Annotated in this window: 23 protein-coding genes; 14 read left to right on the top strand and 9 right to left on the bottom strand. The window is 57.4% G+C overall.

What is annotated here, in order from left to right:
* Positions 1–44: 44 nt before the first annotated feature.
* Entirely contained in the window at positions 45–1,943 is a 1,899-nt protein-coding gene (locus AU11_RS04380) for a SurA N-terminal domain-containing protein (RefSeq protein WP_043316746.1), read from the top strand.
* A 78-nt stretch (positions 1,944–2,021) separates the two neighbouring features.
* Here the strand turns inward: AU11_RS04380 and AU11_RS04375 are convergent, their stop codons facing one another.
* A complete protein-coding gene (locus AU11_RS04375) occupies positions 2,022–3,596 on the bottom strand; it encodes a LysM peptidoglycan-binding domain-containing protein (RefSeq protein WP_043318143.1) in 1,575 nt (524 codons plus the stop codon).
* A gap of 218 nt (positions 3,597–3,814) precedes the next feature.
* Positions 3,815–4,573, bottom strand: coding sequence for a hydroxyacylglutathione hydrolase (gene gloB / locus AU11_RS04370; protein WP_043316745.1), 759 nt, complete (start codon positions 4,571–4,573; stop codon positions 3,815–3,817).
* Between the two features lie 184 nt (positions 4,574–4,757).
* Between gloB and AU11_RS04365 the strand changes: the two genes are divergently transcribed.
* From AU11_RS04365 to dnaQ, 3 genes are read left to right on the top strand one after another with little or no spacing between them, the layout of a single operon-like run.
* Positions 4,758–5,603, top strand: coding sequence for a class I SAM-dependent methyltransferase (locus tag AU11_RS04365; protein ID WP_231491529.1), 846 nt, complete (start codon positions 4,758–4,760; stop codon positions 5,601–5,603).
* Between the two features lie 46 nt (positions 5,604–5,649).
* Positions 5,650–6,090 (top strand): ribonuclease HI, encoded by a 441-nt coding sequence (gene rnhA / locus AU11_RS04360; protein WP_081847926.1) that lies wholly within the window; start codon positions 5,650–5,652, stop codon positions 6,088–6,090.
* Positions 6,091–6,093: 3 nt separating this feature from the next.
* Positions 6,094–6,813: a DNA polymerase III subunit epsilon gene (dnaQ, locus tag AU11_RS04355; RefSeq protein ID WP_043316737.1), complete on the top strand. Its 720-nt coding sequence runs from the start codon at positions 6,094–6,096 to the stop codon at positions 6,811–6,813.
* Positions 6,814–6,903: 90 nt separating this feature from the next.
* On the opposite strand, the gene nhaB is transcribed toward dnaQ, so the two are convergent.
* Positions 6,904–8,436 carry a sodium/proton antiporter NhaB gene (gene nhaB / locus AU11_RS04350; protein ID WP_051686945.1) on the bottom strand — a complete coding sequence of 511 codons (1,533 nt, stop codon included), beginning with the start codon at positions 8,434–8,436 and terminating at the stop codon, positions 6,904–6,906.
* A 266-nt stretch (positions 8,437–8,702) separates the two neighbouring features.
* Between nhaB and AU11_RS04345 the strand changes: the two genes are divergently transcribed.
* From AU11_RS04345 to AU11_RS04315, 7 genes are all read left to right on the top strand, one after another.
* Positions 8,703–10,400 carry a hypothetical protein gene (locus AU11_RS04345; RefSeq protein WP_043316735.1) on the top strand — a complete coding sequence of 566 codons (1,698 nt, stop codon included), beginning with the start codon at positions 8,703–8,705 and terminating at the stop codon, positions 10,398–10,400.
* Positions 10,401–10,453: 53 nt separating this feature from the next.
* The gene (gene nudC, locus AU11_RS04340) at positions 10,454–11,275 is read left to right on the top strand and encodes an NAD(+) diphosphatase (RefSeq protein ID WP_043316733.1); all 822 of its coding nucleotides are present in this window, start codon (positions 10,454–10,456) and stop codon (positions 11,273–11,275) included.
* 42 nt (positions 11,276–11,317) lie between these two features.
* Positions 11,318–11,968 (top strand): hypothetical protein, encoded by a 651-nt coding sequence (locus AU11_RS04335; protein ID WP_043316731.1) that lies wholly within the window; start codon positions 11,318–11,320, stop codon positions 11,966–11,968.
* 69 nt (positions 11,969–12,037) lie between these two features.
* Positions 12,038–13,258, top strand: a complete 1,221-nt coding sequence (sohB, locus tag AU11_RS04330) for a protease SohB (protein ID WP_043316729.1) — start codon at positions 12,038–12,040, stop codon at positions 13,256–13,258.
* A gap of 46 nt (positions 13,259–13,304) precedes the next feature.
* A complete protein-coding gene (locus AU11_RS04325) occupies positions 13,305–14,330 on the top strand; it encodes a YhdH/YhfP family quinone oxidoreductase (RefSeq protein ID WP_051686944.1) in 1,026 nt (341 codons plus the stop codon).
* 198 nt (positions 14,331–14,528) lie between these two features.
* Positions 14,529–15,791: a patatin-like phospholipase family protein gene (locus AU11_RS04320; RefSeq protein WP_231491527.1), complete on the top strand. Its 1,263-nt coding sequence runs from the start codon at positions 14,529–14,531 to the stop codon at positions 15,789–15,791.
* A 10-nt stretch (positions 15,792–15,801) separates the two neighbouring features.
* Positions 15,802–16,482: a DUF4919 domain-containing protein gene (locus AU11_RS04315; protein ID WP_043316726.1), complete on the top strand. Its 681-nt coding sequence runs from the start codon at positions 15,802–15,804 to the stop codon at positions 16,480–16,482.
* A gap of 35 nt (positions 16,483–16,517) precedes the next feature.
* On the opposite strand, the gene AU11_RS04310 is transcribed toward AU11_RS04315, so the two are convergent.
* From AU11_RS04310 to AU11_RS04290, 5 genes are all read right to left on the bottom strand, one after another.
* The gene (locus tag AU11_RS04310) at positions 16,518–18,815 is read right to left on the bottom strand and encodes an ATP-dependent helicase (RefSeq protein ID WP_043318137.1); all 2,298 of its coding nucleotides are present in this window, start codon (positions 18,813–18,815) and stop codon (positions 16,518–16,520) included.
* 67 nt (positions 18,816–18,882) lie between these two features.
* Positions 18,883–20,616: a SulP family inorganic anion transporter gene (locus AU11_RS04305; protein WP_043316724.1), complete on the bottom strand. Its 1,734-nt coding sequence runs from the start codon at positions 20,614–20,616 to the stop codon at positions 18,883–18,885.
* 84 nt (positions 20,617–20,700) lie between these two features.
* A complete protein-coding gene (locus AU11_RS04300) occupies positions 20,701–21,123 on the bottom strand; it encodes a YeeE/YedE family protein (protein WP_043316722.1) in 423 nt (140 codons plus the stop codon).
* Between the two features lie 4 nt (positions 21,124–21,127).
* Positions 21,128–21,577 carry a YeeE/YedE family protein gene (locus AU11_RS04295; RefSeq protein WP_043316718.1) on the bottom strand — a complete coding sequence of 150 codons (450 nt, stop codon included), beginning with the start codon at positions 21,575–21,577 and terminating at the stop codon, positions 21,128–21,130.
* A gap of 9 nt (positions 21,578–21,586) precedes the next feature.
* Positions 21,587–21,901, bottom strand: a complete 315-nt coding sequence (locus AU11_RS04290) for a helix-turn-helix transcriptional regulator (protein WP_043316715.1) — start codon at positions 21,899–21,901, stop codon at positions 21,587–21,589.
* Between the two features lie 175 nt (positions 21,902–22,076).
* On the opposite strand from AU11_RS04290, the gene AU11_RS04285 reads away from it, so the two are divergent.
* From AU11_RS04285 to AU11_RS04275, 3 genes are all read left to right on the top strand, one after another.
* Positions 22,077–22,955: an MBL fold metallo-hydrolase gene (locus tag AU11_RS04285; RefSeq protein WP_043316712.1), complete on the top strand. Its 879-nt coding sequence runs from the start codon at positions 22,077–22,079 to the stop codon at positions 22,953–22,955.
* Between the two features lie 89 nt (positions 22,956–23,044).
* Positions 23,045–23,452 (top strand): TIGR01244 family sulfur transferase, encoded by a 408-nt coding sequence (locus tag AU11_RS04280; RefSeq protein ID WP_043316709.1) that lies wholly within the window; start codon positions 23,045–23,047, stop codon positions 23,450–23,452.
* Between the two features lie 34 nt (positions 23,453–23,486).
* Positions 23,487–25,244, top strand: coding sequence for a SulP family inorganic anion transporter (locus AU11_RS04275; RefSeq protein ID WP_231491525.1), 1,758 nt, complete (start codon positions 23,487–23,489; stop codon positions 25,242–25,244).
* Positions 25,245–25,255: 11 nt separating this feature from the next.
* On the opposite strand, the gene AU11_RS04270 is transcribed toward AU11_RS04275, so the two are convergent.
* Positions 25,256–25,819, bottom strand: coding sequence for a DUF1415 domain-containing protein (locus AU11_RS04270; RefSeq protein WP_043316706.1), 564 nt, complete (start codon positions 25,817–25,819; stop codon positions 25,256–25,258).
* Positions 25,820–25,829: the final 10 nt, after the last annotated feature.

Raw genomic sequence — 25,829 nt, 5'->3', positions numbered from 1 at the left:
TTGATCTGCCTGAATACTGACAAGAGTTAATTTCGGAGCTGAATATGCTTCAGTCCATGCGTGACAACCTGAAGGGAACGGCCGCCATTATTGTTGCGGCGTTTTTCGGATTTATCATGGTGATCGGTGGGATTGATTTCTTCACCGGTGCCAGTGGTGGCTCCGCCGACAAAGTGGCGGAGGTAAATGGGGAGAAGATTACCCAATTGGATCTGCAACGGGCGATTCAGAATCGCCGCGCGATGATCGAAAGCCAATACGGCGAAAATGTACCAAGCGATCTGCTCACCGATGAGCAGCTGCGCGGCCCCGTGCTACAGCAGCTTGTTAATAGCGCAGTCATGCGCCAGGCGGCCTTGGATAGCGGCATGGCCATGAGCACCGGCGCTGTAGATAAAGAAATTGTGCAGATGCCCGGGTTTCAGGTAAACGGCCAGTTTGATCAGCAGATGTTCCGCGAGGGGCTGCGCCGCATGGGGTACAGTCCTGCAGGATTCCGTCAGTTGCTTGAGCAGGAAATGGTGATGCAGCAGTTTATAAGCAGCGTGTCCGACACTGCGTTCAGCACACGGACCGATGCGGAGAACATCGTGGCGGTATCCATGGAGGAGCGCGACTTTGATTACGTTACGCTGTCTGCTTCCCCATTACTCGAGGGCATCGAAATTGCCGACGAAGAGGTAGACGCCTTCTACAGCGAAAATCAGGCCTCGTTCCAGCGCCCGGAGCAGGTAGCGATTGAGTACATCGAGCTGACGCCTGAGCAGTTTGCGGAGAATATCGATATCTCTGAGCAGGACGTACGGGCTCAGTACGAGCAGGAGGTACAAAACTTCGAGGCTAATGTTCGTCGTCATGCCGCACATATCCTGGTAGAAGGGGATGACGAGGCCGCGCAAGCCAAGATCGCGGAAGTGCAGGCAAAGCTGAACGAAGGTGAATCCTTTGAGGCGCTGGCAAAACAGTATTCCGACGATATTGTGTCCAGCGAAGAGGGGGGCGACCTGGGCTTTACTTCTGGTGATGTATTCCCTGAAGCGTTTGAAGACGCGCTGGCAGAATTGCAGGTAGGTGAGGTGTCCGGCCCGGTTCAAACCGATGGTGGAACCCACTTTATCAAGCTGATCGAAATTGCGGATGCGGAGCCACCGACCTTCGAAGAGCGCAAAGCGGCTATTTCCTCTCGCTTGCGCAATGCTGCAGCGGAACGCGAATTTGTCGATGCGGTCAGCCGCCTGGGTGACCTTGCGTACAACGCGGAAACGCTGGCAGCGCCGGCGGAAGAGTTGGGCGTTAGTGTGCAGAAATCTGCACTATTCTCTCGTCAGGGAGGTAGCGGTATCACTGGTGAGGGTCAGGTAATCTCTGCGGCCTTTGCACCGGAGGTGCTGGAGGATGGTAATACTTCCGACGTGCTGAACCTTACCGAAAATCACGCTGTGGTGTTGCGTGTTGTCGAGCACAAACCCGCCGGTGTAAAGCCGCTGGAAGAGGTGAAGGCAGAGATCGTCCAGCAGCTGAAACGCGAAAAAGCCAGTGAGCAACTCGCAAGCAAGGCTGAGCAGATTCGCGAACAGGCAGCCGCCGGTGAGGGGCTGGCGAGCGTCGCTGAGACAGAAGGCCTGACGCTGGAGACTAGTGATAAGACTCGCCGTGGTGGCTTCGGTGCACGGGGTGAGGTCGTGAGCAAAGTATTCGCGATGAATGAACCCCGCCCGGGAGCACGCACACTAGAGCAGTTCGCTCTGCCCAGCGGCGATGTGGTGGTTGTTCAGTTACGTGCTGTACGTGCGGGCGATTTGGCGCGGCAAAGCAAAGAGCAACGAGATGCACTACTACAGCAATTGGCTTCGATGCAGGGTAGTGCAGAGCTTGCGGCAGTGCAGCAGTTCCTGGCCGGTAAGGCGGATGTAGAAATATTCCGTGCGGAACAGGCTCAGTGATTGCCAGCTTTGATTGCTGAATAAAAAAACCGGCGAATCTCGCCGGTTTTTTTATGTCTGCTGGAAAAGTTTGTTTCGTTAACCGTTGTTGGCGCTATCCACAAACAGGGTCAGTCTTTGGCCAGGCTGTAGATAGCTGTTCTTACTGATTTTATTCCAGCGCACAATATCGCTGATGTCGATGCTGAATTTACGTGCGATACGGTAGAGGGAGTCACCGTTGCGTACCCGGTAGGAGAGTTTGCGGGTCGTTCTACTGTCGCTGCTGTCACTGTTGCTGTAGGCGACCAGCTGGCGGCCCGGGCGCAGGGTATCCCCCGGTGCCATGCTGTTCCAGCTGGCGAGTTCGCGCACTTTCACATCCAGCTTGCGGGCGATCGCCCAAAGGGTGTCGCCAGGGCGAACGGTATAGTTGGTTTTCTGCCCCTTCCCTGAGTTCTGTCGGCGTTTTACCCGCTGGTCAATGGCGTAGGCGTATTGGGTGTTGGGTCCTGAGGCGCTGGGTATCAGCAGAGTCTGACCTGCTCGAATGCTACTGCCGCGCAGCTTGTTTGCCTGCTGGATGGCTGTAATTGTCGTTTCGTAGCGGCGTGCAATCACCGACAGAGAATCCCCGCGGGCCACCCGATAGTGTTGCCAGCTGACACGTTGGTCTGCAGGGAGTTTTTCCAGTGCTTCAATGAATCGAGCACTTTTATCGCGGGGTACCAGTAGGCGATGGTTTCCGTCCGGGTCTGTGGCCCAGCGGTTGAACCCGGGGTTCAACAGATGCAGCTCTTCAATTTCCACACCGGCCAGTTCGGCAGCCTGGGCCAGATCGATCTGGCTGCCCACATTGACCGCTGCGTAATAGGGTTCGTTGCCAACATCATGCAGTGGAACCCGGTAGTGGTCTGAGCGCGATACCACTTCGGCAAGTGCCAGTAATTGCGGTACGTATCGCTGGGTCTCGCGAGGTAATTTCAGGTCCCAGAAGCTGGTGCCCTTGCCCTGGCGGGCATTGCGCTCTCGGGCTCGGCGAACAGTCCCTTCTCCGGCGTTGTATGCGGCCAGGACCAGCAGCCAGTCGCCGTCGAATTTTGCGGACAGGTAATTGAAGTATTCCGATGCGGCGCGGGTGGATTCCACCACGTCGCGGCGGCCGTCATACCACCAGTTCTGGTGAAGTCCGAATGAGCGGCCCGTTGCAGGGATAAACTGCCACATACCGGATGCCTGGGCATGAGAGTACGCGAAGGGGTCGTAGGCGCTCTCGACAATCGGTAACAGGGCAAATTCCAGTGGAATATTATCCTGTTCCAGCTGCTCGGCGACATGGAAGATATACCGGCGGGAGCGTTCCGTTACCCGGGCCATATAGCCCTGGTTGGAAGAAAAGTATTTTACGTAATCTTTTACCTTGGGGCGATGGACTTCACGGTCGAGGGTAAATCCCTGTCGAAGACGTTGCCAGATATCGTCCGGCGGCAGGGCCGGCTCGGTGACGTTCAAGATGTTCTGGCTGATTTCGTTGTGCTCGCTCCCGCCAGTGGTCAGGTCTTGAGCGGCCCCATTTTTCTGAGAGGAGTTTGCGTTTTGCGGTGCAGAATCAATCTGCGTGCAGGCCCCCACGGCCGCTGCCAGTAGCGCAACGGCAAACTTCTTATAAACCATTCTGGTGTCCACGATCTGTTGTTATCTTGTGGCTCTCTAATCCTGCAAAGCGCGCCCAGCGCTCCTCGGATGCGATTCTGGCAGGCCCCGGGCCTCCAGCAGAAAGTGCTGCTGACAGATGTGGCCTCGGGATCAAGTCGCCAAATAATACACTTGAGCTTTGATTTGTAATTGTCTGATTCTAAAGAGGGGGATTGGTTCCGGTCAATGGAATTTGGTCAAAAAACGTCCTTCCATTGGCGTAAGGTGGCGAAAATTTCCACAGTATCCGCGCTGGCCGATGCCCCACGCTGCAGGGCCTGTTGGCGAACGCTGGGTTCCGCGGTGCGCAAGAAGGGGTTGGTGGCACGTTCCAGACCGATAGTGGACGGGAGGGTGGGCTCACCGCGATCGCGCTGTGCTCTGGCGGCCTGCTGGCGCTCGATCAATTCCTGGTTTTGTGGTTCAGCGGCCAGCGCAAACGCCAGGTTGGCGAGTGTGTACTCGTGGGTGCAGTAGACGAGCGTGTGCGAGGGCAGTGCCGCGAGTCTGGAGAGAGATTGATGCATTTGATCCGGTGTGCCCTCGAACAGGCGCCCGCAACCGGCGGCAAACAGTGTGTCGCCGCAGAACAGGTACCGCTCAGCGCCATCCTCCATAAGCAGGGCGATGTGATCGAGTGTGTGACCTGGCACCTCAAAAACCCTGCAATGTCTGCCGAGTAGGGTAAGCCGGGAACCTTCCTCCAGTGGGTGGGTGACGCCTTCGATGGTTGCGGGGCCGTAAACCGGGCAGTCAAAGGCGCTGGTGAGAGCGCTTACACCGCCGGTGTGATCGAAATGGTGGTGGGTCAGGAGAATGCCGGTGAGACGCTGCCCCTGCAATGCCGCCATTACCGGTGCGGCGTCACCCGGATCCACTACCCAGTGCTCTCCATTTTCCTGTAAGTGCCAGATATAGTTGTCGTTAAATGCCGGGATCGGGCGGATTGTGATCATTGGCTGTCCCCGCTAACCTAAGGATGATTGGCGAACCCTAACATAGGCACAATGCTGCGGCAGGAAGAATGTTGTCACCAGTGTGACTGGTCAGTGTTGGAAGGGGCGTGCGACCATAGGGTGGCAATGGCTGGATGACGGGAACTGGATGACGGGAACTGGATGACGGGAAAAGGAGCTGGAGATGACGCGGATGCCGGAAAAGCCGGGAAAAAAATCCCTGTTCTATCGCGGGAAAGCGCCCATAGCTCCGCTCGCCGAGTCCTGCCCGGCGCTGAGTGACTGGTTCGACAGTGGTTTGGGGCGGGAGATTTTGACCCAGCAGTTGGCACTGGTTCAGCCAGTGGTGGAGGGGCTGTTTGGTTATCACCTGATGCAGGCCAGTGTGGCCCGGCAGGTGGATTTCGCCGCGTGCAGTCGTATCAATCACCGCTTCAAGCTCAGCCCTTGCACGCAAGGCCAGGGGGCTGCACTTGTTGAGTTTGAGCAATTGCCGCTTCCTTCAGAATCTATCGATGTGGCAGTTTTACATCATCTGTTGGATTTTTCTCCGCAACCTCACCAGGTTTTGCGAGAAGCGGCGCGGGTGCTTATACCCGGTGGGCATATGGTTCTGATTGGCTTCAATCCATTTTCCTTGCTGGGGCTCACACGCCTGTTTCGATCGTCGAGTCCATATCAGTCCGGCAACCAGTTACGCGCTGCGCGTATCGCCGACTGGATGAATCTGTTGGATCTTCAGTCTGGCGAGATTGAGCGCGGTTTCTTCCGTTTACCCCTGACGCATGGGGACCTTCTTGCCAAGACGTCGTGGATGGAGCGTGTGGGGACCCGGTGGCACTTGCCGTGGGGAGGCTTTTACATCATAGTCGCGCGCAAAGAAGTGGCGCGGATGCGTACGATCAAGCTCAATTGGCGCGGTGAGAAAAAGCCGGCTCTGAGTGTTGTGCCCAGCAGTCCACGCATAGCGGCGAGAGACAGGCTCAAGCCACTGCCCTCACACAAGCGGGGTCGGAACAGTAAGCGCTGACACGCCCTGCTCGGCAACCAGTCAAAAAATTCTAAACGAGTACGATTTGAAACAGGTCACCATATACACCGATGGCGCTTGCCGTGGAAACCCCGGCCCCGGTGGCTGGGGAGCATTGCTGATGAGTGGCGATGCAGAAAAAGAGCTGTGTGGCGGTGAGTCGCTGACGACCAATAATCGAATGGAGTTAATGGCGGCCATTCAGGCATTGCAGGCTCTGAATCAGCACTGTCGAGTGGATCTGCATACGGATTCCCAGTACGTCCGCCAGGGTATTACCGGTTGGATACACAACTGGAAGAAAAATGGCTGGAAGACTTCTGCGAAGAAACCGGTAAAGAACGCGGATCTCTGGCAGGCGTTGGATGCCGCTATCGGTGAACACGAAGTGCACTGGCACTGGGTGAAGGGGCACGCCGGCGATCCAGGCAATGAGCGCGCCGATGCGTTGGCCAATCGCGGCATAGATGAGTTGGGAGAGTCCTAAACCATGCGTCAGATAGTTCTGGATACGGAAACCACAGGTCTGGACCCGAAGTCCGGCCACCGGATTATTGAAATAGGTTGTGTTGAGCTGATCAACCGCAAGCTGACCGGTCGTCACTACCATCAGTACATCAATCCGGAGCGCGAGGTGGATGATGGCGCGATCGAGGTCCACGGGATCACCAATGAGTTTCTCGTCGACAAGCCGATTTTTTCGCAGATTGCCGATGAATTCATGACCTTCTGTGATGGTGCAGAGTTGGTGATTCACAATGCGCCGTTCGATGTGGGGTTTATTGATTCCGAGTTGAAGCGACTGGGAAGCCCTCGCTGGCAGAGCGTGACGGCTCACTGCGGGGTGCTGGATACTCTGGCGCTGGCGCGCGAAAAGCATCCCGGCCAGAAAAATAATCTGGATGCATTGTGCAAGCGCTATTTCGTCGATAATTCCCAGCGAGATTTGCACGGCGCACTACTGGATGCGGAAATTCTCGCCGACGTCTACCTGATGATGACTGGTGGGCAGACGGATCTCGCACTCGCCGGTGCCGATGCTTCCAATGATGACGATCCCGAAAGCCAGGCACAGGAGGCGGGTTCCATTCGCCGCTTAAGTGCGCAGCGGGCGCCGTTGCCGGTAGTGCGGGCAAGCGCCGATGAGTTGCAGGCCCACGAGGAGTTTCTCGGGCAGCTGGAAAAGGCGGGCGGTAAGCATTTTTGGTGAGTGTCTGCTTTGCTGCAATAAAAAAAGGGGCCTTGGGCCCCTTTTTTTATTGCGGATGTTCTCGCTCCGCGCCGCTCCCCGCGGGCTGAATCAAAGTGCGTAAACGACGCAAAACAGTGCAACGATGGTGAGAACGATGGTGTAAGGCAGTGCCATGATCACCATGCGGCCATAAGACAGGCGAATCAGTGGTGCGAGGGCTGATGTCAGCAGGAACAGAAAAGCTGCCTGCCCGTTCGGTGTTGCGACACTGGGCAGGTTGGTACCCGTATTGATCGCTATCGCCAGCTTATCGAAATGCTCGCGAGTGATTTCGCCGGCTGTCAGTGCATCCTTCACCTCATTGATGTAAACGGTGGCAACAAACACGTTGTCACTGATCATCGACAGAATGCCATTGGCCAGAAAAAGCATGCCCGGTTGCTGCTCGGGCTCAAGGCTCAACACAAAGTGCGTTACCGGTGCGAACAGGTGCTGCTGATGAATCACGGCGACGATGGCGAAAAACACCACGAGCAGTGCGGTGAACGGCAGTGCCTCCTCGAAGGCGTGGCCAATCCGGGCTTCCTGGATAACGCCGTTGAAAGCGGTCAGAAGCACAATAACCATCAGGCCGATGATGCCTACCTCGGCGACATGGAACGCCAGGGCGAGTACCAGAATGACCGCTACGATACCCTGCACCCACAGCTCAACAATATCGCGCTGGGTGCGTTTACGCTCCTGTTCGGCGGCGTAATTCGACAGAACCTCGCGCACGGCATCTGGCAGCTTTGCACCGTAACCGAACATTTTGGACTTCTCGAGCAGAAAACAGGTGACCAAGCCAGCTGCGAACGCCGGCATGGTGACCGGAGCCATATAGGTGAAAAATTGCAGAAAGTCCCAGCCGGCTTTTTCCGCAATCAGAAGATTTTGCGGTTCACCTACCAGGGTGCAGACGCCCCCGAGGGCGGTGCCTACTGCCCCGTGCATAATCAGGCTGCGGAGAAAGGCGCGAAACTGGTCAAGGTCAGAACGGTGGTACTCGACCACGCCATCGTCGCTTGAATGGTCGTGTTCAGGGTGCGTCTGCCGATTGGAGGCGACCTTGTGGTAGACCGCATAAAAGCCCACTGCCACGGCAATCAGTACTGCGGTTACCGTCAATGCGTCGAGGAAAGCGGAAAGTACCGCGGAAACCCCGCAGAACAGTAGCGATAGCACAGATTTTGAGCGCACCGAAACCAGCAATTTGGTAAATACGTACAGAAGCAGGCTTTTCATAAAGTAAATGCCGGCCACCATAAACATCAGTAGAAGGATGACCTGGATATTTTCCGTGACTTCATGAAAAACAGATTCACTGCTGGTCATTCCCAGCAGTACGGCTTCGATTGCCAGCAAGCCGCCGGGTTGCAGTGGATAGCACTTTAGAGCCATGGCCAGGGTGAAGATAAATTCACCAATGAGAACCCACCCGGTCACAAAAGGAGAAGTGGTGTACAGTAGGATCGGGTTGAGGATCAGGAAGAGGGCGATGGTCAGCTTGTACCAGTCTGGAGCCTCTCCGAGAAAGTTGTCGGTAAATGCGCGACCGATGCCGCCACCTGCTGCCGGCAGGGTGTCATTAAGAGCGTTCATTAATACTACTTCCTTGGTTCTCTTTGAGCCCCCTGCCGGTACCGCCGGGAGGACCGGCGGCAAAGCTACCTTTTTTTGTGGGGAAATTCAATTGGTTTTACCAATTCGTGCGGGATGTACGTTTTTGTCGATTGATCGGTAGAAACGGATTGATTTAATCTGGACACTTTTACGGTTTTGTATAAATTGAGCGGTTTGCAGGTGTGCGCGGTTGGCGCCCGGCTGGCTGGCAGTGAAAAATAACGAGAATTGCAGTGGTGTAGGCAATGAGTGGATTGCGCGAAATCAACCTGACCTCCGTCAGTCTGGTAAAAGACGAGCTGGTTGCGAGTATCGAAGGAGCGACCGGCCACCTGGACCAGTACGCGGCCGATCACGGGAATAAACTGGCACTGGAAAAGTGTATCCAGAGTCTGCGCCAGGTGTCTGGTGTATTGCAGATGGTGCAGTTGAGTGCGGCCGAGCTACTTGCTCAGGAAATGCTGACAGCCATGGGCGACCTGTTGCAGGACCGTCAGCAGTCCCCACAGGAACTGTTGGAAAGCCTTGGCATTGCGTTTTATGTGATGACCCGCTATCTGGACTTTGTTCAGAACCGGGCTACCCCCCGCCCGGAGCTGCTGGTTCCCTATATCAATAGCCTGCGTCTGGCCAGGGCGCAGGCGCCAGTGCCCGAAAGTCACTTTCTGCGCTGTCGTCTTGATGCGACAGTGCCCGGTGCCGTTTCCTCCGCTGTCATGTCGGAAGACCTGAAGACCTTCGTACGCCGTTTCCGTCATATGTATCAGGTTGGCCTGCTCGCGCTGCTGAAGGGGAAGCCGCGGGGACCTGCGTACACCATGATGGCCCGTGCGCTGCAGCGAATAGCCAGCGTGTGTGCCGGGCGTCCGAATGGCAAGCTCTGGTCGGTTGCGGGAACCGCAATCGCTGCCATGGCCAGCCGCGAGATGTTGGTCAATCGTCAGCGGGTGATGGTGTTCAGCATGCTTGATCGCCGGCTGCGCAATATCTGTCGCGACGGTGATGCGGCGCTGGACCAGCCAGCCCCCCCCGTGTTGATCAAGGAGTGCCTCTACTGGTTGGCTCTGGCAGGCCCTTCCGGGCAGGGGGAGAAGCTGCTGCAGGTATTCAGCGTCCGCCCTCTGTCCTACCGTGAACCGGAGCTTGAGCGTGACCGCGCGAGTCTTGGCGGTCCGGGTGCCACAGCAATTGCCGCGGTAGCCAGTGCGCTGGAAGAAGAGTTGTCCGGAGTGCGCCGCCTGTTGGATGACGCAGAAATGGTGGGCATGACCGGGCTGGATGATGAAGGTGGGCTGGTGGAAACCCTCCGTCGTATCTCCAACACCCTCATACTGCTCAATTTCCGCCGTATCGGTGAAAATCTGGGCGGCTCACTGACGGCCTATCAGAATTGTGCCCAGGTGGGTGGCCGCGCGGCGGATAATGCCCTGCAGCAGCTAACCAACCAGATACTGACTGTCGACAGTGCAATCCGGGCCATGCGCCAGCGCTCCACCATTGAGCTCGATGAGAGTGGCCAGGCGGACATCGCCCTTGAGCGCAGCCAGCTGGAGGAAGCAGAATTGGCGGTGCTGAAGGAGGCGGAAGCCGGTCTTTCCCTGATTAAACGTGCATTGGCCTCATACGCTGAATCCGGCTTCGATCACGGACATATTCGCAATGTGTCCACCACCCTGAACAGTGTGCGTGGCGGTATGGTGGTCCTGAGTCTCGGCCGGGCGGCCGCTGTGGTCGAGCGCCTGGCACACTTTGTGGATGCGGTGATCGATCAGAAAACGGTTTCCCCGGGCGTCGAGCAGTCTCTGGAGATATTCGCCGATGCCATCATCAGCCTCGAGTATTACCTCGGTGAGGTGAAGCTGCACAGACAGGTCGATATGCAGTCGTTGGATCTGGCCGTGGAAAGCCTGGAGGCCCTGGGGTACCCGGTAGAGGTTGCCTGAACCCGGCCCCTGGTGCAGTCTTGGTTTTATGGTCCAAGTGCAGAACCCTATGAATGTCTGATTTCAATCCCGCGGCGAACGTATTACCCCACCCGGAGTTTCACTGGCACATTGTGGTTTCCCACGGAGAGGTGCTCTGCGGCGAGCGGGGCCCGCTTCATCTGAGCGCACCGGTGCGTGAGGCAGCCCGTGACGGGGCCCAGTCCAGCACGCATTATCTGGGGGACTGGGGCGGAAAGCCCTGCGCCGTTCATCATCTGCCCTTCCGCGTAGAGCTGCCCGGCTGTGAGTGGCGCGGATTACGCACATTTCTTGGGACCGTCAGTGAGGCCCTGTTTTTCCTGATCGGGCGTGCCGTGCAAGTGGTCAATTGGGACCTCGATCACCGCTTCTGCGGCCGCTGTGGCTTATCGACCGTTTATCATGCCAAGGATCGGGCGCGGGTCTGTACCTCCTGTAATTTTTCCGTATATCCGCGTATTTCCCCCTGTGTCATCATGTTGCTGGTACGGGGCGAGGAGTGCCTGCTTGCGCGTCACGCGCACCACCGTCACGCGTTATATACCGCACTGGCAGGGTTTATCGAGCCCGGGGAAAATGCAGAGCAGGCGCTCGCCAGAGAGGCGCTGGAGGAAGTGGGGCTCGAGGTCGGGCAGGGCCCCCAACATTTACAATATATCGGCACTCAGTCCTGGCCATTTCCCGGTCAGTTGATGATTGGCTATCTCGCCGAAGTGAGTGGCGGAACACTGAGGCCCGACCAGGAGGAAATCATGGAGGCGCGCTGGTTCCATAAATCGCAAATCCCCCAGGCGATTCCGCCGGCGGAAACGCTGTCGGGTCAATTGATCAGAACGTTTGTCGAGCGGTGCTGAAACGATTCCATAACTGCATCGCGCGGAGATGAGGCATTAACAATGTATATCGCTATAACCTTTGCAATCGCCTTCGTGGCACTTCTACTGGTGTTCTGGGGTGGAAAGGTACTGCTGCGTGGTAATTGGCTGATGGGCTTTTTACGCGGCTCTGTGGGCTTGTTACTGCTGGTGGGCGCGCTGCTGATAGTACTGGTGGCGCTGGATGTCTATAGCTATCGTAATCTTGGTGATGAGCACAGTGTCGGCACAGTCTCTTTCGAACGCTTGGGCAGCCAGCATTACATGGTCAAATTTGCTGATGAAGACGGCATCTCGCAAGAATTTGAGCTGTACGGGGACCAGTGGCAACTGGATGCGCGGATGCTCAAGTGGAAAGGCGCACTCGCGCGCTGGGGTATCGAACCGGCCTATCGTCTCGATCGCCTGAGTGGTCGCTATCTGACATTGCAGGATGAGCGCAATAAAGCGCGTTCGGTATATCCACTGGAGCAGAGCAGTCACGGCGTGGATCTGTGGAATTTCCTGCGTGAAATGAACAATCGCGTTCCGATGGTGGACGCGGTGTACGGAAGCGCGACCTTTTTACCCATGCAGGACGGTGCCGTGTACGAAGTCCGCATCAGCCACTCGGGGCTACTGGCCCGCCCGCTGAATCAACAGGCAGAGTCTGCACTGAACGAGTGGCAGTGATTTTCCGGTGAAATGGTTTTAAGTTGTCCGCAGTCAATGATGCTGCGGAAAGTAAAAAGAGAGGATTGAGTGGAATTTCTCAGCGAGTACGGATTGTTTCTGGCCAAGGTAGTGACCATCGTTGTGGCACTATTGTTGGTCATCGGTTTTATCGTGGCCAATCGCGCGCAACTGAAAGATCGCCAGCCCGGCCACATCGCCGTGACCCACCTGAACGACCGTTACGACGATATGAAGGAATCACTGCTGGAAGCGGTGATGGACGACGCGGATTACGCAGAGCGTAAAAAGCAGCAGGAAAAAGATAAAAAAGCCGAAGCCAAGGCACAGGCCAGGCAGAGAAAGGCCGCGCTCAAGGCGCAGGCCAAAGCGCGTAAGGCACAGGGTAACGATACATCCGGGGAAGAGTCCCGGGATGTCGCGGTGCCGGAACAGGCAGAGGCCGATGCGGAAGCCGGCGCAGCGCCCCTTGAAGGCGACGTGCAGGCAGCGGGTGAAAATCCCCAGCAGGGTGCCGGAGCGAATACCCGAAAACGCTTGTTTGTGGTGCATTTCGATGGCGATATCAAAGCCAGTGCACTGTCCAATCTGCGCGAGGAAATTACCGCGATACTGCAGATTGCCGGCAAAGACGATGAGGTAGTCGTGTGCCTGGAAAGCCCAGGGGGCATGGTGGCCAATTACGGTTTGGCAGCCAGTCAACTGGCGCGGGTGCGCAGCGCTGGGGTCAAGCTGACGATCGTGGTCGACAAGGTGGCCGCCAGTGGCGGATACATGATGGCGTGCGTGGCCGATCGAATTCTTGCTGCTCCGTTTGCAATGTTGGGGTCTATTGGTGTGGTTGCACAGTTGCCCAATTTCCATCGCCTGCTGCAGCGCAATGACGTGGACTTTGAATTGTTTACCGCGGGCGAATATAAGCGCACGGTAACCATGTTTGGAGAGAACACGCCGGAAGGCAAAGAAAAATTCCAGAGTGATCTCGAGGAAATTCACACCCTGTTCCAGCACTTTGTGCAGGAATACCGGCCGCAACTGGATATTGCCAAGGTGGCGACCGGCGAAGTCTGGTTTGGCCAGCGAGCCCTGGATCTGGCGCTGGTTGATGAGTTGAAAACCTCTGACGAATATCTCACTTCGCGGGCGGCGAATGCCGACCTGTATCAGGTGGAATATAAAGAGCGTCAGAATATTGCGCGCAAGATGGGCCTCGCCGCGCAGCAGGGTATCGAAAGTGCTTTTTCTCGCCTGTTTACCCGGCTCGAAGCCTGGCGTCATCAGGCCCAGTAATTTCCACTGGGCCTGGAAAATATAGGTTGGAAAGGAAGTAGCGGGAATGGCTGCTGAACAACAAAACAATCCGTATCAGAGTTACCGGGCCATGCTGGTAGAGGAAGTGGCTGCGGGAAAGTACGACCAGAGTATCGTACAGCGGCCCATGAGCGACCTGCCGGCACACCCGGTTCGTATTGCGGTATCCCATTCTTCGTTGAACTACAAGGATGCGCTTTCGGCGTTTGGCAATCGCGCGATCACCCGCGAATACCCTCATACACCGGGTATCGATGCTGCGGGAACCGTGATCCGTGATGATAGCGGCACATTGCCACCGGGAACCCGGGTGCTGGTAACCGGCTATGACCTGGGAATGAACACCCCCGGAGGATTTGCCGAGCGCATTTCGGTGCCAGCCCAATGGGTCGCAGCCTTGCCGGAGGGGCTATCCCTGCGGGAGTCGATGATTCTGGGGACAGCCGGCCTCACCGCCGGGCTTTGCGTCGAAAAGCTGCTGGAGGCGGGTGCCAAGCCGGACGATGGCGAGGTGCTGGTTACTGGCGCCACTGGCGGCGTGGGTTCCATCGCCGTTGCACTTCTGGCCAAGCTGGGGTTCCGTGTGGCGGCGGTTACCGGCAAGCTGGAGTCCGCCGAATTTCTCACTTCCCTCGGAGCCTGGAAGGTGCTGGACCGCGAAACTCTGGCACCCTTTGCCAATAAGGCCATTGCCAAGCCGCTGTGGGCTTGGGCGGTGGATACCGTTGGCGGTGAGACCCTGTTTAATGTGATCAAGTGCCTCAAGTACAGCGGCGGCGTTGCGGCCTGCGGCATGGCTTCCGGTGCCCAGTTTCAGGCCAATGTTTTCCCGTTTATCCTGCGCGGTATCTCTTTGCTGGGTGTGGATAGCGTTGAATTACCGTTACCGAAAAAGGCAGAGGTCTGGCAGAAACTGGCGGGCCCCTGGTATATCGGTGAGCAGCTGGAGCGAATTGCGGAAGATATCTCTCTGGAGCAGGCGCCGGAATTCCTGGCCCGGCTTCACCGCGGCCACGGAATCGGTCGCTATGTTGTCGATATGACCCGGTGATGTATTTTCAGTCAGTTGTGTGAATCTGCACGCACATTTCCACTTTGCGGTCTTCCTCTAGGGGCCGCTGGCCGTCGGCCCTGTTATCCTCAGCTGCTATGCTGAATAGCCGCAATAAATTTAAGTTGGGATAGATTGGCGATTAAGTGGTCAATCACGAAGTAAAGTTCCTATTTTCTGTTGATCTGGTAGCAAACTTTGTCGGTCAATAATCCGGTACCCCCCATTACCCATGATTCTGGCGCCCTGGTTCTCTCCGGTGGTGGCGCCCGTGCAGCCTATCAGGTTGGTGTACTGAAGGCGTTGGCGGAGCTGACTCCGGACAGCGAACCGCACCCGTTCAAGATCATTTGTGGGACCTCGGCGGGCGCGGTGAATGCGCTGGTGCTTGCCACCCACCCAGGTACCTTCAAGGAGGCGGTTGCGCGCCTGTGTGATCTCTGGATGGGGCTGACGGTGGATCGTATCTACCGCAGTAACTGGACCAGTCTTCTCGGCAATATGCTCACCATCACCCGCTCCCTGTTCAATCATGGGGTTGCGCGACACAAGCCCCTGGCACTATTGGACAACCGCCCGCTGCGCGAGCTGGTCACCGAAGTGGTGCCGTTTGGCAATATTCAGCGCAATATCGATGAGGGCCGTCTGCGTGCGGTCAGCGTTAATGCCATGTCCTATAGCGAGGGGGAGTCGGTCAGCTTTTTTCAGGGCAGTGAGGAATTGCAGGAGTGGCGTCGGTTCCGCCGTTGTGGAGAGCGCACTCAGCTCACCGTTGATCATCTGATGGCTTCTGCGGCCATACCGACATTGTTTCCATCGGTAAAAATAGGCGATGCCTATTTTGGGGATGGCGCGGTGCGTCAACTGGCGCCGATCAGCCCGGCACTGCATTTGGGCGCCAGCCGGGTGTTTGTGGTGGGCGTGTCGGACAACCGGTCGCCGGTACACTGGGGTAAGCATCGCAAGGCACCAAGGCACTCCCCATCGATTGCACAAATTGGCGGCCAGTTGTTCAATGCGGCGTTTATTGACAGTCTTGAGGGGGATCTTGAGCACCTCGACAGGGTCAATTTGTTGTTGAATTCAGTGGATGAAAAAACCCTGCCGGAGCTCGCGCCTCTGCGGGCAGTGGAGTCGGCAGTGATTGAACCGAGCCAGAGTCTGGATCGTATAGCCGGGCGCAAAGTGCGTTATCTGCCGCCCACGTTGCGGTGGTTGTTTCGCTCCACCGGCGCAACCACCTCTGGGGGTGGCGCGTCGGCTGCGAGCTATCTGTTATTTGAAAAACCTTATCTCGGCGAACTGCTGGAACTGGGTTATCAGGATGCGATGTGGGAGCGGGAAACTCTTAAGGAGTTTCTGCGACCGCGGACCCAACTGGTGGAAAGCCAGCAAAAAAGTCTGTTTGGATTACGGGTAAAGCCCGCAACGGAAGCTTCTAATGATAATTCCTCGACCTGAACTACCTTCAATGACACGGGCCAGGTTCAGCGGCTCGCTGCGATTTTGTGCTGCCGCGTCTCTGGCTGCACTTCTGGCTGCCTGTAGTGGACAGGGTACCCAGCAAGGGGCGACCAGTCCGACTCTGCGCGCGCAGAACCAGAGTGAGTACCAGATGTTACTGGAAGAGGCGCGCCAGCTGAGTTTTACTCTCGATTTTGACCGCTTGCGTAAAGCCTATGTGGAGTCTTCGGAATACAATCCCTACGGCGGAATGAAACTGAAAGGCCTACCGGAAGCGTACAGCTCGGTGGAGCAGGCGGATTTCAATAGCTGTCTGCGCAATGTCGATAAAGTGCTTTCCTACAACTATATGAGCCTTGAGGCACACATGATTGGTGTGGTGTGCAGTGGGCAGGCGGGGGAATTTGAGCGCGAGGACTTGCACCGCTACATGGTAGAAGGGTTGATGACTTCCATCGAAAACAGTGGTGATGGTAAAAGTCAGGAAAGCGCCTTTCTGACCATCAGTACATCGGAATTGCGGGGCTTTGTGCGTCTCAAAGGGCTGCAGGTTCTGGATCAGTCCATTGTGTACGACAAGCAGGGTATCTACGACAAAATGCAGGTGCGCGATCCGGAGTCCGGGGAGGAGTATCCGCTGTTCTTCAATGTCAGTCAGCAGTTTGCCCACTCCACCGAAACGGAATAGAAAAGCGGGCTGTCGCGCAGTGATGTCCCGAAGGGTCAGCACAAGTGCTGCGACAGCTTGTCCCAGTCAAAGCGCCGGGTCTGACGATCGCTGAACAGAATCTCGACCCGCGTATCCTCCCATTTGATGACTCGCCCATAACCCAGTTTCTGGTGTTGTATCCCGTCTCCCACCGAAGGTTTTTTTAATACCGCGCGCGGTGCATTGATATCCGGGTTGTAATCGCATGCAGCCAGGTAGCGCAGTGCCAGTCGCGTGACCGGTACCTGGGTGTCGATATTTCCCGGCCGCTCACTCAGAGAGTTTCCCAGTAAATTACTGAGTGGCAGGTGCATTTCATCCAGAAACAGCGACGGCTTTTGCTCCGCTTCCGCGAGACTGTCAGAGGCTTTCTTGTCCGCAGCGGTTGGCAGCGGTGGTGTGAGCAGAAACAGCTGCTTGCGCGCGCGGGTCATGGCGACATACATCAAGCGGCGCTCGCTTTCAGTGGAGGCGGGAGTGGAGAAATCCCGCTGAGGCTGGTACGGCATATTGTGCGTGGTGAGCCCGGGAATTATGACCTGATCCCACTCCAGTCCCTTGGCCTGGTGCATGGTGGTGATCTGGATACGCCCGCGTGTTTCCTCCGATTTTTCAGTGCTGCCGGAACGCCCGCTATCGTCTGACGCATCCTGGGTGTTGTCGTTCTGGTGTTGTGCCTGCAGCTGTTGCAGGTGGGCCAAGGCTTCCTGCGGTGCCAGGCGCAACTGATCGAGGTACTGGGTGAAGGCCAGGATGGTCTGCTGTTTTTCTTCTGCCTGCTGCCGGCTAAATGCGTCTTCGGCAATACCGCTCAGGAAGTCCAGCTCGCCCAGCTGCCGGCGCACCAGCTCCCCGGCTGTGCCGCGCCACTGTTCCACCTGTATCAGCAGTTCCGCCCGTTGCCGCAATCGCTTGCTCTGGGGTTGGCTCAGGGACTCCGGAATCCGTGTCAGCAGTGTTTTACCCCAGCCCTTTTCCTGCCGGGCAATTCCTTCACAGAGTGGTTCCAGCACTGTGCGGGCGATACGCACATGGGGAGCCGTAAGCCATTCGTACAGGCCCTTTGCGCGGCGCGCGATCGGCAGGTCACGAAACCGGCCTGCGGCGATATTCAGACTCCAGAACAGTGGGCGCAATTCCCGGCGCGAGAGAACCGTATTGCGACTGCCGGAACGGTAGGGAATATTGTTGGCCAGCAGTGCCAGTTCCAGTGGTGCGGCGAGGGACCAGAGCCTGACCAGTACGGCGATATTGCCTAGGTCGATGCCTTCCCTGTGGCAGCGGCGGATGTGTTCCACCAGCCATTTCCCCTCATTGGCCGTGCTGACCTGCTGGATTGATGTCGCCGCTTCGGGGTTGCCAGAGACACAGAAAATATCCGCGCGCTCGCGATTGTTCTGGATAAAGTGGTTGGCGGCGAGCGACAGCGTGTGCCCGTAGCGGAAGGTGCGGCTCAGACGGTACACGTTGGACGGTGGGAAATCCCCGTCGAACAGGCGCAGCAGAAACTCCGGCCGCGAACCGCGCCACTCGTAAATGGTCTGGTCCGGGTCGCCAATGGCAATCACATTGCCGGATTTGCCGTACAGTACCCGCAGCAGGAAGTGCTGAACCTCATTGATGTCCTGGTATTCGTCTACCAGCAATTCCTGGTAAAAACTGCCGTAGGCTTCGGCCATTTCCGGGTTGAGCTTGAGTTGCATGGCCGGGTCGTAGAGCAGGTCGGCGTAGGTGACGGCCTGCTGCTCGCGACGCCAGTCCTCAAACTGACGAAACACCTTGAGAAAGTACCGGTATTCGTCGCCGAGCTTGAGTCGGTCAAAAGCGCTGAGATCGCCGTCCAGAGTAGTTTTGGTGAAATCGATAAAAAATTCCGCCGCTTCAGTCTCGGACTGTTTACGCGCGCGAATATCTTCCAGCTCCGCCGGTGGTGCGCAGGCTTCGATGGCTTTCCATATCTGCAGTTGCACCAGGGACTGGGGCAGGGGGGACAGGTTTGCCTGGGGCAGCTGGCCCCGGGCCATCATGCGCTGGTACAGGCGGTAACCGAGGCTGTGAAAGGTGTTTACCGCGGGGCTGTTTGGTCCACAGAGTGCCTGCAGGCGGCGACTGAAATCTTCACGGGCGTTGCGGTTGTACATCACCACCAGAATCCGCCGCGGGTCGGCGCCCGCGTTTAGCCGGTTCTGGATATAGTGCAGTAGTGCCGTGGTTTTCCCGGAACCGGCCACGGCAATTATTTTTGCGTGACCGCCCGGGTGGTTGGCAATGGCCTGTTGCTCTTCCGTGAGCTGTGCTGGGTTGCCTGACATGAATTCGTGTACCGCCAAAAAAGAGTACTGGATATATTGCCAGTATAGGGGTGGCGGGTACAAGTTTTTATGCCGGGTCCTCTGGTATCGGCTCGCCCTCGTCACCGCGTCGCAACGCCAGTTCCGCAATATACGAGGAGAGGAAAATACGGCCGGTCAATTTTTCCAACAGTTTGGACCGGCTCAACCGGTCGAGCACCGGCCCTTTTACCTCGGAAAGGTGCAGGCGGATGTTGCGGTTTCTCAGATCCTTGTTGATCTGGTGCAGGCGTTCCAGTGCTGTGCCGTCGATACGGCTGACCGATGACAGAATCAGCACCAGCTCGCGGGTTGCCGGGTGACGCTTCAGTTCGCTCAACAGGCGGTCTTCCACGGCACTGATATTACTGAAAAACAGGCTCTCATCGATGCGCAGAAACAGAATGTCTTTCTGGGTTTCCACATCGTGGCGCAGCACATTGCGGAAATGTTCGGTGCCGGGTACGCGGCCTACCACCGCAATATGTGGGCGGCTGCTTCGCCAGATCAGGGTGGCAAACGAGAGGCCAATACCCAGGGCGATGCCCACTTCCACCCCGAATAACAGTACCCCGATAAAGGTACACAGCATGGCGATGCCATCGGTGCGGTCGTAACGCCAGTTATGGATAAAGCCGCGAAAGTCGAACAGGCTGGCCGCCGCCACGATAATGATTGCCGCAAGCACCGTGAGCGGCAGTTCACTGAACAGTCCGGTCAGGTACAGCAGCACCGGGATCATGACCAGTGCAGCCAGTACACCTGCCAGCGGTGAGACGGCACCGGCCTCGGCATTGACCGCGGTGCGCGAAAAACTGCCTGCTACCGGCAGGCCACCAGACAGCCCACTGGTGATATTGGCTGCGCCCAGGCCGAGTAATTCCCCATCCGCATTGAGACGCTCCCCCCGCCGCGCGGCCAGTGCCTGGGCGATGGAGAGGCTTTCCACGAAGGTGAGCAGGGCAATGATCAGAGCCGGCAGAAGCAGCTGAAAGACCAGGCGCCCGTTCCAGTCGGGGACAACTATCTGCGGCAGCCCCGCGGGGATGTCGCCGACGATCTCCAGTTCTTCACCGAGTTTCAGCCAGTGCACCAGGCCGATGGCGCAGAGCACCAGCAACATCGGCATCAGTCGCGCGCCCAGTCGCGCCAGTTGCTTTGGTGCGCCGAGCCGGTACAGCAGCATGGGTAACCAGATGCGGCTGGCGATGAGGATCGCGGCGGTGGCAACACCAAACACCATGGTGGGCAGGTGGGCATCCGGCAAATGCTCCACCACGTGCAGTAACTTGACCGATGCGGTTTCGCCTTCCGCCTTGACCCCCAGTAGTGCGGGAAGCTGGCCCACGATAATCAGTGCTGCGGCTCCGGACACGAAACCGTTGATCACCGGGTGGCTCAGCAGGTTGGACAGCGCGCCCAGCTTGAACAGCCCCATGGCAAACAGAAACACACCACTGAGCAGGGTGAGCACGATGGCGGCGCCGATATACTCGGGGCTGCCGATGGCGGCAATAGGAGTGAGTGCGGAAACCGTCATCAGAGACAGAACAGCCGCGGGGCCGACCGACATGGCGCTGCTGCTGCCGAAAACGGCGTAAGCGATCAGTGGGACCAGGCTGGCATAGAGCCCCACGTGTGGTGGCAACCCCGCCAGCAGCGCATAGGCGAGCCCCTGAGGTACCAGCAACATGCCGGACACCAGTGCCGCGGTAAGGTCAGAAAGGAGCCACTGGCGGCGGTAATTTCGCAGCCAGAAGGGTATCAGTCGGTTTGCCCGCATCTGTTTTGCAGTCTTGCTCCGAAGGGCGCATGAATTCCATCAGCATAGCCCCTGCTATCTGGAAGAGGCCAGTGCCATCTACGCTCAGTGGGTGCGCTGCTCCAGAATGCGAAAGACGAACATCCCGGCCAGCATGGCGAGCACAAATATCGCCGCACCCGGCTGCAGCGCGCCGGTAGCGACAATGCCTGGCCCCGGGCAGAAACCGGCAAGTCCCCAGCCAACTCCGAAAGCCAGGCTGCCGAGAACCAGGCGCCTGTTGAGGGAGCGTTTGGTGGGCAGGTGTATTTCCCCTCCGAGCAGTGCGCGCTCGCGCTTTCTGGCCAGCGTAAACGCGGGCAGGCCGACCGCAATGGCGCCCCCCATTACCAGCGCCAGAGAAGGGTCCCAGGCACCGAACAGGTCGAGAAACCCGAGCACCTTTTCCGGGTTGGCCATACCGGAAAGTAGCAAGCCGACACTGAAGATCAGCCCGGAAACAAATGCAGAAACCGTTACTTTATTCATGGCGTCAGGCTCCCAGCAGGTGGCGCGCGATAAAAACGGTGGCGAAGCCGCCGCACATAAATGTCAAGGTGGCAGCCAGCGACCTGGGCGACATTCGCGACAATCCGCAAACACCGTGGCCGCTGGTACATCCGGCTGCATAGCGGGTACCGAGCCCCACCAGCAGGCCGGCCGCAACCAGCACCGGGTAGCTGGCATTGATTTCAATAGGGGGCAATGCATAAAACAGTGCCCAGACCCCGGGGCCCGCGAGAAGGCCGAGGATAAAGGCGAGCTGCCAGCCGTGATTGCTTCGTTCTTCAGGCCCGCGCTCGCGGTTTATCAGTCCGCCGAGAATCCCGGAAATTCCTGCGATACGGCCGTTTGCGAGGATCAACCAGGCGCTGGCCAGCCCGATCAGCACCCCGCCGGCGAGAGCGGATATGGGGGTAAATGCATTCCAGTCGATGTTCATGGTGGCGAGTTACTCCGCGCAGTACAGTTGATACAACGTTTGTAACAGGGCCAGTACCTTCGGGTCAGCCACCCGGTAGTACACCCGCTTGCCTTGCTTGCGTGTGGCGACCAGGCCCTCCCGACGCAATACGCCCAGCTGCTGGGATAGGCTCGGTTGGCGTATATCCAGTCGCTCCTCCAGCTCTCCAACACTCAGTTCCTCTTCACACAGCTGGCAGAGCAGGAGCAGACGATCCTGATTGCCCAGCGAGCGCAGGAGTTGCGAGGCTTCTCCCGCGGCGGCACGCATTCTGTCGAGCTGTAGGTCATTTGGGTCCGGCATTCTGGTGTTCCACTTGGTGAATCAGGCTGGAGTGAGGCTAAGGGCACGCCGTATGTGCTGCCGGGCAGCCACGGCAAACTGTTACGGAAAAAATAATATATTGAAAAGTATATTGTTGGAATATATATTTCCTCTGGTTATTGATATATTCCTAAATCATCTATGAGGCGCCTACATGGTTACCGCAGATCCCCGTCCGCTCGTGCAACCGTTTCTCGATGAAGACACCGAGACATGGAGCTATGTGGTCTATGACCGGGCGGGTGGCAGTGCCGCAGTTATCGATGCCGTTTTGGGTTTTGAGCAGGCGTCCGGGCGTACCAGCACCGACGGCGCCCAGAGAATGGTTGAGTTCGTGCGCGACAAGGACCTGACCGTGGAGTGGATACTGGAGACCCATGCCCACGCCGACCACCTGTCTGCGGCGCCGTTCATTCGCGAGCAGCTGGGGGGCAAGATCGCCATCGGCGATCATATTCGCCAGGTGCAGGGTATCTTTCGCGATATTTTCAACCTGGAAAAAGAGTTTCTGGTCGACGGCTCCCAGTTCGACTACCTGTTCCATGATGGCGACACCTTTAATATTGGCGACCTGAATGGACGGGTTATTTACGTGCCCGGTCACACGCCGGCGGATATGGCCTGGCTGATAGGCGACGCGCTGTTTGTGGGCGACACCCTGTTCCTGCCGGATGTGGGCAGTGCGCGCTGTGACTTCCCTGGCGGTGATGCCCGCGGCCTGTATCGGTCTGTGCGGAAGCTGCTGTCTTTACCGGAAGAGACCCGCATGTTCATGTGCCACGACTACCCACCCAACGGTTCCCGTGAGCACGAATGCGAGACCACGGTAGGTACCCAGAAGCGCAAAAATATTCATCTGCACGACGGTGTGCGTGAGGATGAATTTGTGAAGATGCGGCGTGAGCGCGACGCCACTCTGGGGATGCCGCGACTGATTTTGCCGTCCATCCAGGTCAATATTCGCGCGGGCCAGATGCCGCCGGCGGAAGACAATGGCACCGTGTATCTGAAAGTGCCGGTCAACAAACTTTAACCAGCAAGCCATTGAAAGGTGCAGTGACCTATTACTGTCGCCTTGCGAGCGCCTTGCGAGCGCCTTTCGAGTGAGTGGAGGAAACAACTATGGAACGCAAAACACTGGATTCTCAGGTCAGTATTTCCGCGGAGCCTGCGCTCGAGGCTTTTGCCGAGCTGAGCGAGCAGGGCGTGGAAGTGATTGTGTGCAACCGTCCGGAACACGAGGCCGAAGATAGCGTCAGTTTTAACGAACTGGAAAACGCCGTAACTGCTGCGGGCATGGCATTTGTAGCCATCCCGTTCTCCCGCGGACAGATGCAGCCAGCCCACAGCGAAGAATTCGCCAGGCTGTTGAGCAGTGGCAAGAAGGTACACGCCTTCTGCCGCACAGGTAATCGCTCCTGCAACCTGTGGGCAGCGGCGCGCTGCCTGAATGGTGCCGACAGGAAGGCACTACATCAGGCTGCCACTAACGCCGGGTTTGATATCACTGGTGTGCTGGTGACCTACTGATCCGGGTCAGCACTTTGTCTGAGGATTCCATCGGGTGAAAGGGGTATTCGGTCGTGGCGTGGGGCGGTTCCTGAGCCAGTTTATACCTGCTGCGCAGTGGTTGCCCGAGTATTCACGGGGGGCGTTGCAAAGGGATCTCTCGGCTGCATTGATCGTCACCGTCATGTTGATTCCGCAATCCCTTGCCTATGCGCTGCTGGCGGGTTTACCGGCGGAAGTGGGGCTCTACGCGAGTATCGCGCCACTGGTTGCCTATGCGCTGTTTGGTAGCAGTCGCACCCTGTCGGTAGGGCCCGTTGCCGTCGCTTCGCTGATGAGTGCGTCGGCCCTCGGTCAGGTAGCGGCACAGAACACTTCTGACTATCTGCTGGCGGCGATGGTCTTGGCATTATTGTCCGGTTTGTTTCTGTTTTTTCTTGGCGTATTGCGCCTCGGGTTCCTCGCCAATTTCCTGTCCCACCCGGTGATCTCCGGGTTTATTACCGCATCGGGACTTCTGATCGCCCTCAGTCAAGTAAAACATCTGCTGGGTGTCCCTGCGCAGGGTGACAACTTGCCCGAGCTGATGATGTCGATGTATTCGGGTCTGGGAAGCGTCAATGTGTACTCGCTCGTTTTGGGCGCGTCGGTTGTAGGTTTCCTGATCTGGTCGCGCGGTGCTGCGGTGCGATTTCTGCAGCAGCTGTCAGTGTCGAAAAATACCGCCGTATTGCTGGTGAAGGCGGCGCCGGTCGTTGGTGTGGTGGCCACCATTCTTCTGGCCAGTGGTTTCGACCTGGAGGGAAAGGGGGTTGATCTTGTCGGAGAAATTCCCCGTGGCCTTCCACAGATTGTGTGGCCGATTTTATCTCTGGAGCTGGTACAACAACTCTTTCTACCGGCGGTGATGATTTCCATTATTGGCTATGTGGAATCGGTATCCGTCGGCAAAACCCTCGGTGCCAAGCGCCGCCAGAAGATTGATATGAACCAGGAGCTGATCGGGCTGGGTGCGGCAAATATGGCTGCGGGATTTTCCGGAGGTTTTCCGGTTACTGGCGGTTTCTCGCGCTCGGTGGTCAACTTTGATGCGGGTGCGGAAACCCAGATGGCGAGTGTGTATACCGCCTGCGGCATCGCGCTGGCGGCAATGTTTCTTACACCGTTTCTCTTTTATCTGCCCAAGGCGACTCTGGCGGCGACCATTATCGTTGCGGTGCTGTCTCTGGTGGACTTCTCCATTCTGAAAAAAACCTGGCAGTACTCACCCAGCGATTTTTTCGCAGTACTGGTCACCATCGTGGTTACGCTCCTGTTCGGCGTGGAGGTGGGGGTGTCCTGTGGGGTGCTGGCATCGGTTGTACTGTTCCTGTACCGCACTTCCAGGCCGCATATCGCGGAAGTGGGGCTGGTGGAAGGCACAGAACATTTCCGCAATATCCAGCGTCACCCGGTGCGGACCCTGCCGCAGATATTGAGTATCCGGGTGGACGAAAGCCTGATGTTTGCCAACGCGGCATTTCTGGAGGAGCGGGTGTACGGCGATATTGCCGCGACACCGGAGGTCCGGCATGTGATTCTGATGTGCAGCGCGATCAATGAAATCGACTGGAGTGCACTGGAAACCCTCGAATCCATCAATGCACAGCTGAAGGCTTCGGGAATTTGCTTTCACCTGTCCGAGGTCAAGGGGCCGGTGATGGATGCCCTGTCGAAGAGCGGCTTTCTAGACGCGTTGTCGGGCAAGATTTTTTTCACCCAGTACCAGGCATTTACCACGCTGCGTGACCACTTCGATGGTTGCCCACAGTAACGGGCTGCTCGCTATGGGGAAAACAGGTAGGGAAACAGCCGCTCTTTCTCCTTATCCGTGAGCGACTCCACCCGCAGGATATTGTTGTGGGGAATGGATTCCGGGTCCGGATAATTTTTTAGCCTGCGCTCCAGGCTCGCTTCGCGCAGAATATGCAAAATAGGGTAGGGGGCGCGATTGGTGAGGTTTTCCGCATCGTCCGGTTGCGTATCTGCAAACTGGTAGTGGGGGTGGAAGCTGGCGATCTGATACACACCCTCGTAGCCCTGTCGCTTCAGCAGCCACTCAGCATCCTCGAGGAAAAAGTTGTAATCGTGAAAGTCCTGCAGCTGGGTGGGCAGGATCAGCAGGGTGGTTTCCACCTCTTCTTCCGTGCAGCGGTCCAGTACCTGAAATTCCTGCAGTAACTCCTCCAGCAAAATTTCCGTGCACTTTTCCCCGGCGGCGTCGCTCACCACGTAACGGATCTGCCCGGCGCGCAGCGGCTTGCGGGCAAAGGGGCACAGGTTCAGCCCCACCACGACCTCATTCAGCCACTGCTCGACCTGGGCGATAACCGGATCGCTGTCTGTCATCTCACTGCGC

This window comes from Microbulbifer sp. HZ11, assembly GCF_000708675.1.
Classification (GTDB): Bacteria; Pseudomonadota; Gammaproteobacteria; order Pseudomonadales; family Cellvibrionaceae; genus Microbulbifer.
This window is presented reverse-complemented; position numbering and strand designations above follow the sequence as displayed.

Coding starts and splice junctions, on each gene's coding strand:
- AU11_RS04270 (WP_043316706.1), bottom strand. CDS start 25,819: ATGACAGACAGCGATCCGGTTATCGCCCAGGTCGAGCAGTGGCTGAAT.
- AU11_RS04300 (WP_043316722.1), bottom strand. CDS start 21,123: ATGAATAAAGTAACGGTTTCTGCATTTGTTTCCGGGCTGATCTTCAGT.
- AU11_RS04345 (WP_043316735.1), top strand. CDS start 8,703: ATGAGTGGATTGCGCGAAATCAACCTGACCTCCGTCAGTCTGGTAAAA.
- AU11_RS04375 (WP_043318143.1), bottom strand. CDS start 3,596: ATGGTTTATAAGAAGTTTGCCGTTGCGCTACTGGCAGCGGCCGTGGGG.
- AU11_RS04315 (WP_043316726.1), top strand. CDS start 15,802: ATGACACGGGCCAGGTTCAGCGGCTCGCTGCGATTTTGTGCTGCCGCG.
- nudC (WP_043316733.1), top strand. CDS start 10,454: ATGTCTGATTTCAATCCCGCGGCGAACGTATTACCCCACCCGGAGTTT.
- dnaQ (WP_043316737.1), top strand. CDS start 6,094: ATGCGTCAGATAGTTCTGGATACGGAAACCACAGGTCTGGACCCGAAG.
- nhaB (WP_051686945.1), bottom strand. CDS start 8,436: ATGAACGCTCTTAATGACACCCTGCCGGCAGCAGGTGGCGGCATCGGT.
- AU11_RS04285 (WP_043316712.1), top strand. CDS start 22,077: ATGGTTACCGCAGATCCCCGTCCGCTCGTGCAACCGTTTCTCGATGAA.
- gloB (WP_043316745.1), bottom strand. CDS start 4,573: ATGATCACAATCCGCCCGATCCCGGCATTTAACGACAACTATATCTGG.
- AU11_RS04335 (WP_043316731.1), top strand. CDS start 11,318: ATGTATATCGCTATAACCTTTGCAATCGCCTTCGTGGCACTTCTACTG.
- AU11_RS04380 (WP_043316746.1), top strand. CDS start 45: ATGCTTCAGTCCATGCGTGACAACCTGAAGGGAACGGCCGCCATTATT.
- AU11_RS04305 (WP_043316724.1), bottom strand. CDS start 20,616: ATGCGGGCAAACCGACTGATACCCTTCTGGCTGCGAAATTACCGCCGC.
- AU11_RS04280 (WP_043316709.1), top strand. CDS start 23,045: ATGGAACGCAAAACACTGGATTCTCAGGTCAGTATTTCCGCGGAGCCT.
- AU11_RS04325 (WP_051686944.1), top strand. CDS start 13,305: ATGGCTGCTGAACAACAAAACAATCCGTATCAGAGTTACCGGGCCATG.
- AU11_RS04365 (WP_231491529.1), top strand. CDS start 4,758: ATGACGCGGATGCCGGAAAAGCCGGGAAAAAAATCCCTGTTCTATCGC.
- AU11_RS04290 (WP_043316715.1), bottom strand. CDS start 21,901: ATGCCGGACCCAAATGACCTACAGCTCGACAGAATGCGTGCCGCCGCG.
- AU11_RS04295 (WP_043316718.1), bottom strand. CDS start 21,577: ATGAACATCGACTGGAATGCATTTACCCCCATATCCGCTCTCGCCGGC.
- AU11_RS04310 (WP_043318137.1), bottom strand. CDS start 18,815: ATGTCAGGCAACCCAGCACAGCTCACGGAAGAGCAACAGGCCATTGCC.